The sequence below is a fragment of the Frankia sp. CeCAU1 genome (assembly GCF_977971845.1).
This window is the reverse complement of sequence record NZ_CDWWXA010000182.1, coordinates 1-7,437: the sequence shown is the minus strand read 5'-3', so window position 1 is coordinate 7,437 and position 7,437 is coordinate 1. Positions and strand designations below refer to the sequence as shown.

Genomic DNA, 7,437 nt, shown 5'->3' with positions numbered 1-7,437 from the left:
TTGCTGATCCCGGCTGCACCGCGCCGCCTTCAGCGTCACCAGGAGAAGGCTTCGGCCGGACCTGTGTACCGGGCAGGGGTGTCATTACCCGGCACCTGTCTCCCCGCCCCGCAGGCTTCCGTCGGCGATTCCGAGATGACCGAGCCGGACGATGGTCCCGGCCAGTTCCACCGCGTTGCGCAGCGACTTCTCGACCATCGTGAGGCGCTGGAAGTCGAGCCCCCGGGAACGCTGTTCGGCCAGCGGGAGAACCGGTATCCGGACCCGCCGCGGGTCGGCGCGCGGCGACGATCCACCCGAGCGGCAGGCGGCCTGGGCATCCGCGCCACCACCGGATCGCCCGTGCGCCCGATGGCCGGCCGCCCGCAGGATCCCGGCCAGGAAGTACGGATCGAGCCGGTCGGGATCGCCCCGCAGGAGCACCACCCGCGGCCCGAGAACGGCGCCCGCGTCCTCGACGACTCGGGCCGTGGTCTCCCCCGACGCCGTCACACAGACGACGTCGCCGGGCCGGAGAACGAGCATTCCGGCCAGTTCCTCCGTCCGGCTCGACGGGCCCCGCCCATGCCGGACATCGCCCGCGGTGAGCAACGGCAGGTCACCGACCCCGGCCCTGGTCTGCAACGGGGCCATCAGGATCGTCAACGATCCGGCTTTTGCCAACTCACCGATCGTGACGCTCGACGTGACGCTCAACGAAGCCGGCCGGTCCGCCGGTCCGGATTCCCTCGGTGGGGTCAGGAGGGGAACCGCCGAGGACAACGAGGCCACCGTCGCCAGGAAATCCTCCCGGACAGCGGGGAATTCACCGACCGCGGGAAACTCACCGACAGCGGTTCTTTCCGGAGGATGGTCGATGTAGCGTCGCGGGCTCACGTCGACCTCGTCGTCGAGGAGGTCCGCAACGCACATCCGCCGGAATCCCGCCGGCAGATCGGCGTCGTCGGCCACCTGGTCCGCCTGGGCGGCGGTGTCGCCGCCGAACCCGCCAGCGGCGACGAACAACGCCCAGGCCGCTTCGACGACGGCGATCTCATCGCGCGCCAGGCCCAGCAGCACCTGAGCGGGCGTCGCCCCGGCCCCGCCGGCACCGGCATCGGAACCGGCACCGGCATCGGGGCCGGCCCCGCGGCGGAGCACCCACAGATCCGGGGCCGATCCCGCCGGGAACAGGCCGGGCGGCAGCCCCAGCACGGCGCGCAACTCCCCGGCGCGCAGCAGGTTCGCCCTGATGCGGCGCCCGGCACGGCGCGACGCGGCGGCCGCCGGCATGATGACCAGCACCTGCGCGCCGTCCCGGGCGTGCGCCAGGCAGTACTGCACCCAGGCCAGCTCGGGTTCCCCCCGCGGTGGAACACCGTGGCGCCACCACGGCGCGCCGAGCAGCTCGTCGTAGCCCCAGGAACGCTGCCCGAACGGCGGGGCGCACAGGACCGCGTCGGCCCGTTCCCCGGCGAAGGTGCCGGCGAGCAGCGAATCGCCCGCGACGATCCGCGCGTCACCACCCCGCAGCAGCAGTCCGACGGCGCTCACCCGCGCCATCGTCGGGTTGACATCCTGGCCGAGCAGGCGGCCCGCCCCCGCGGCCCGGGCGGCCTCCAACAGCCCGCCGATCCCGCAGGCCGGGTCGAGCACCGTGGCGGCCCCCGACCGGCCGCGCAGGCCGGCGAGGGTCACCATCAGCTCCCCGACCGCCCGCGGAGGCTCCGCCACCTGCCGGGAGCAGACCTCGCGGTAGCGGGCGCGCAGCGCGTCGAAGAGCTCCGCGTGGCCGTGCCGGTCCGCCGCCTCGGCGGCGACCCGGGCGATCGCCACCCACCCGGTCTCCCAGGTATCGGGGAAACCACCGGGAAGCTCCGGCACGGCGCGGGCGATCGCCGGTTCCAGGGATACGGCCGCCACCGCGTCGCTCTCCCCGAGCAGTGCCGTGGCGCCCGCGGGATCCCGCTGACGATAAATGAGAAAACCCCCGAGATGGCCGGTCACCTCACCGAGGCGTGGATCATCGACGGCCCCCCGGATCCGCTGCCACACCTGGTCGGCCGCCTCGACCTGGAACGGTCGGTCATGCCGGGCGAGCCAGTCCGCCACGGAGGCCAGCGCGAACAGCGGGCTGGTCGACGTCCCCCCGACGGGTGCGGGAAAGTCGGCGAACCGGCGCCGCCAGTTACTGACCGCGGCCCGCCCGACTCCGGCCAGCCGGGCGATGTCGGTGGCGGTGACCGTGGCCGTGTCTGCCGCGGAGCTCGCCGTGTCCCGGCCGCTGGTCTTCACCGGCAGCCCGTTCACGGCAGCCCGCCGAACAGGGCGAGGGCGCGGTCCTGCGGCTCGTCTCCGAGGGGCACGACGAACCGGCGGTCGAGGAAGCGGTTGCCACGCTCGCAGGTCGTCTCGGACACGAACAGGCAGACGTGGCAGGCGGCTCCGTGCAGGAAGTCGGCGGGCGCCGACGGCAGCCGCTCGGCGCACAGCGGATCGGACGAGCAGTGCCGGGCGTCGGCGAGGGCCCGGCGGGTCAGCCGGAGCAGCTGGTCGGGCTCGGCCAGCGACACCAACCCGCCCAGGGTGCCCTCCGCGTCCGGGACGGCCGTGTAGATGAGGATGCCGCCGCGCGGGTCGCCGTCGTCCCCGGCGTAGATGCGTTCGCTCAGGCTGGCCGAGCTGTAGCCGCACTCCAGCGCGATAGTCCGGATAAGCAGGTGGGACAGGGTGTGCAGGGCGAGGAAGCGCTCCCCGGGCCAGCCCTGCATGGGGTCGAAGTCCGCGGCGATCCGGTCGGAGTAGCGGTTCACCCGGAATCGGCTGTAGGCGTCGCGGTGCTCGCGCATCGCGACACTGTCCGCGACGCGGCGCGCCCACGGGCCGAGGATCTCCTCGGGCACCCGCAGGAACATGCCCTCGCCGCGGACCTCGCTCGCCGGTACCCAGGAAGCCGGCCCACGGGCCAGCGGCGCCCGGATGACGAGGTCGGGGTCGTCCGGGTCGGGCGCGTCCAGCCGGGTGAACCCGGTCAGCGCCCGTACCTCCCGCAGGCGTTCGGCCTGCACGACGTCGGCGTAGCAGCCGGCAAGCGGCGCCGGCACACCGCCTGGCTCGCGGCGCAGGGCGAAATCGTCGGTGGGTTCCGGGAGGACGGCGGAGGAGAAGATCTCCCATTCCGGGGTGCGCAGATCCGGGTAGGACCGCTCGCCGTCGGCGTCGGAACCCGGGGCCGGGCCGGTTGCGATCGCGGCGCGATGCCGCTCGACCGCGGCCCAGATCTCGGCGTTCGACCACGTCTCCAGCTGACGGAACACCGGGATCGGCACTGAGCGGGCAAAGTCCAGAATCGCCATATTGTTGATCTTTTCGAAGACCTCCCAGTGCTGTTCGACCTTGACCGCCAGCTCACTGGCGCCGGTCCGCGGCACCGACAGCACCGACAGCGTCTGGGCGAACCACTGGTTGGAGGCGCCGACGACGAGCAGGCGGGACTCCTGCGGGCACCCGCCATCGGCGAAGGTCCCCAGGTGGGGATGGCGGCCCCGGCAGCGTGGCAGGTGCCCCGCACCGCGACGACCCATGGCCTCCCGGATGTTGCGCCGGGCGTCGCAGTTCACGCACCGGATCTCGACGTTGGCGCCGAGGTTACCGCCGCGGTCCTCCATCCGCAGCCGGGGATGACTCGCCCTGGCGCACTGCGCGCCCCGGTGCACGAACATCGGGTAGGGGAAGTCGTCGAGATGACCCGCGGTGCAGGCGAGCACGAAACGGGCCGCCACCGCGAGCGGCCGGCGGCCGGTCTTCTTCCGCCCGCAGGTGCCGTGGAAGAAGCGGGCGTCCTGGGGCCGGGTCAGCCACGGGTTCTCGAACCCGAACGCGCGGGAGGCGATCACGTCCAGCTCGTTGCAGGCGGTGCAGCGCAGCCAGTTCGGGAACGGCACGGTGGGCACGCCGATGCGGGCGCCCTGCCCACTGCGGTCGCCCGCATCGGTCTCCGCCCACGGGGCCGGGCGCAGCTCGGTGACGCCCCGGTCGTACAGCCGCCGCACGGCGGCGAGCAACCGCGGCTCGACGATCGGCTGGTACTCGGGGACGTTGCGGTAGTCCCAGTCGTCAACGCCGCGGACGATCGCGGAGAAGTTCGGCAGGTCGACGAGCGCGCCGACACCGCTGGTGAACATCAGGTGGCTGGGCCGGACCGCGCCGACCCGCCGGTGGAACGCCGTGACCATCAGATACCCCTCCCCGGGAGCGCCGCGCGGGCCGACCGCGCCGGACGGCCCGCCCGTGCCGCCGCGAAGGCCGTCTCCCCCAGCTCGTCCCCGACCGGGGCGGCCTCGTAGTCCACCTCGTCCCTGTCGTCCACCTCGCTGCTCCCGATCTCACCGCCGCTCCCGATCTCACCGCTGCTGCCGATCTCACCGGTACCGTCGGCGTCCGGCGGCGCGCCGAACGCCCAGCCCGGCTCGCCGTAGGCGGGGGTGAAGATCTCGGCGGGGCCGGGCACCAGCAGGTTGATCTCGCGCTCGGTCTCCCGCATCGACTGGGCGACGGTGAGAACGTCCCAGCGGACGTGCCCGGCGGGCTCCAGCAGGCCGGTGACCCGCTGCTGTCCCCCGGCCGTGCGATAACCGGTGCGGGACGGGCCCGTCCTCGTCAGCTCCCACCTCTCGATCAGCTGCCGGATCCGTTCTTCGAGGTACTCCCGGCCGCGCGGCCCGGCGACGGCCTCGGCGCGGGCCAGCAGCCGGTCGATCACTCCACTGACCGTCGGACCGGCGAGGTCCACGTCGTGGGCGTCGACGTTGCGAGTGTTCGCCTCGTCGGCGTGCCGGACGGCGGCGACGAACGTGCCGGTGGCGGTCCGGTCGAGGGAGCGGCGGGTGAACGGGGTCACGGACAGCGCCTCCACCTGCCGGTAGAAGGTCGCATGGTAGTGCTCGAAGTCCTCGTAGTGAGCGAGATCCCGCGGCCGGGCCCAGTTGTACAGGGTGACGACAAGACCCGGGCGGCCGGCGTCCCGGCCGACCCGGGAGGACGCCTGGATGTACTCGGCGGTGTTCTTCGGCTGGCCGATCACGGCCATCAGCCCGAACCGGGAGACGTCCACCCCGACCTGGAGCATCGAAGTCGCGAGCACCACGTCGACCGGGATCCGGTCCTGGTTGCTCCGGGCGCGGGTGCGCTCGGCGAGGGGGTGCGGTGCCCGCCGGTCCCGCTCCCTGCTCCGGAACGATGCGCGGACGTTCTCGGCGACGGCCTCCCGCCGCGCGGAGGTGTCGAGCTCGGGGTCGAAGGGGATCTCCAGGCGGCCCAGCACCTCGCTGATGTCCGCCGACGAGACCCGGGAGGTCAGCTCCGAGATCGCGAGCATGCCGGTGCCGGTGACGATGCGGTTGGCGAGCCCCTTGCGCCGGCCGTGGGTACGCACCCGGGTGGTGACGTCGTCGTCGAGGTAGCGGCGCATGCCGGCGAGCTCGCGAGTGGCGTTGAAGTAGCCGACGAGGGTCAGATAGGGCTCGGCGGGGGTGCCGTGCCGGTCGAACAGGGTCTGGCCGGCGAGGAGCAGGATCTCGGCGAGGCGGATCTCGGCGGACTTCATCCTCGTCCCGTGCGCGCAGACGCCGAGGTAGCGCCGGCCCGGGGTGGCGGGGGTGACCGGGACCCGCCGGGAGAAGAACGTATCGGTCACGTCGATCACCTGGGGCGGGAAGACGGCGAGGCCGCGGCCGAAGACGCCGAGCACCTGGTCGCGAGCCCGCCTGGTGGTCGCCGTCGAGGCCACGATCTTCGGGCCGGTGAGCGCGCCGGCCGGGACCAGCCAGGTGCACAGCTCGTCGACCGCGCTCTCGAACAGGCCGACGGTGGTGCCGAGCGCACCGGAGATCAGGTGCAGCTCGTCCTGAATGATCAGATCGGGCGGGCGCAGCCGGACGACCGGCTCGCTGGTCACGGCGGGCCGCCTGCCGCGGCTGTGGTGACGCTCGCCGCAGCCGGTGCGGGCGTCGAGGTCGTCGTGGCGGTACCCGTGCCGGGGACAGCGTCGGCTCACCCGGCCGAACAGGATCCCCGCCTCGCCTCGCCAGGGCAGCTGGGCGAGTTTGTCGACGGTGGCGATGACCAGACTCGGGGCGTAGCGGTAGATCTCCTCGTCGACGGTGAGCACCGGCAGGCCCTCGTCGGGCGCCGCCCGCCGGGAGAACGGGCAGGCGTCGGCCCCCTCGCCGTTCGGGCAGTACAGCAGCACCCGGCGGAGGTCCTCGTCGACGTGGGCGTCGGTATGGGCCCCGAGCGCGCTGCCGCACCACGGGCAGCTCAGGGTCTGCAGGACGTTGGCCCGCTTGCCGTCGCCGGCCTCGCGCGCCTCGCCGACCTGGTCGCGGGCGTCCTCGAACCGGTTCGGGGACACCCCGCCGCCGACCCACAGACCGATGCGGAACGGCGTGGCACCCCAGGTCGCCGGGTCCGCACGGCGCTGCACCTCGGCGGCGCAGACCAGGGTGGCGGCCCGCTGGAACTGCTGGGCGGTGAGCAGCCGCAGCGTGTACCGCATGAGGACGGCGACCCCGGCCTCGCCGGAGCGGGCCGTGGCGCCGGTGCCGACGGTCCCCTGTAGGCGGCGGATCGCGAAGGTGTAGGCGGTCAGGCCGAGGTAGGCCTCGGTCTTGCCGCCGCCGGTGGGGAAGAACAGCAGGTCGACGACGGCGGTGGCGTCCGCGGCCCGCTCCGGGTGCGCCGGGTCGGTCAGGGAGGGCAGGTTGAGCAGCACGAAGCCGAGCTGGAACGGCCGCCAGGAGGCCTCCCCCGCGCCCCGGGCCCGCACAGCAGCGGCGGCCGCCGCGTAGTCCAGCCCCTGCTCGTCGCGCAGCCGGACGATCGCCGTGTGCCGGCGCTGGGCGGCCATCGCCTCGTTGGCGAACTGGAACGCGGCCAGCGCCTCGCGGTGGCGCGGCTGGTCCTGGTCGGTGAGCAGGGCGATACCGGCCCGGATGCGGTCCGCCGCTCGGCGGGCGTCGCCGATTGCCGTGCGAGCGGCCGGGCGCAGCCGCGCCGGCAGGCCCGCGACCTCGGCCTCGCGCTCGTCGAGCCAGGATGCGTAACCGTCGGCGAGGGGCGTCAACCCGCGCCGCAGGGCGGCGGGCCCGGCCACGGCGAGAGTGTCCATGGCCAGTTCGACCCCGGCCAGCGGCGTGCCGGGCCCGGCGGGCGCGACCGTCGCCGGCACGTCGTAGGTGGGCAGCCAGGTGGTCTCCAGCCGGTGGGCGCACCGCTCACCGGGCCGGACGTGCGGATGCACCGCGACATTGCGACCGGTCGCGTAGCGACGCTCCCCCCGGTACAGCAGCTGGAGATGCAGATCCTCGTGATCCGCGTCGAGGGGCGGCGCGCCGGCGAGCGGCGCGCCGCCCTCGGGGGAGCCGGGGCCGAGACCGAGACCGGGGCCGGGGCCGGGGC

3 protein-coding genes are annotated in these 7,437 nt (G+C 74.0%); all 3 read right to left on the bottom strand.

Going from position 1 to position 7,437, the window contains the following annotated elements; translation table 11 throughout:
• Nucleotides 1-84: 84 nt before the first annotated feature.
• The gene (locus AC08OO_RS21340) at nt 85-2,274 is read right to left on the bottom strand and encodes an HsdM family class I SAM-dependent methyltransferase (protein ID WP_476618968.1); all 2,190 of its coding nucleotides are present in this window, start codon (nt 2,272-2,274) and stop codon (nt 85-87) included.
• An 11-nt stretch (nt 2,275-2,285) separates the two neighbouring features.
• Nucleotides 2,286-4,214: a DrmB family protein gene (gene drmB, locus AC08OO_RS21335; RefSeq protein ID WP_476611503.1), complete on the bottom strand. Its 1,929-nt coding sequence runs from the start codon at nt 4,212-4,214 to the stop codon at nt 2,286-2,288.
• The coding region (gene drmA, locus AC08OO_RS21330; RefSeq protein ID WP_476618967.1) for a DISARM system helicase DrmA at nt 4,214-7,437 on the bottom strand (3,224 nt) is incomplete at its 5' end. The genes drmB and drmA, both read right to left, overlap by 1 nt.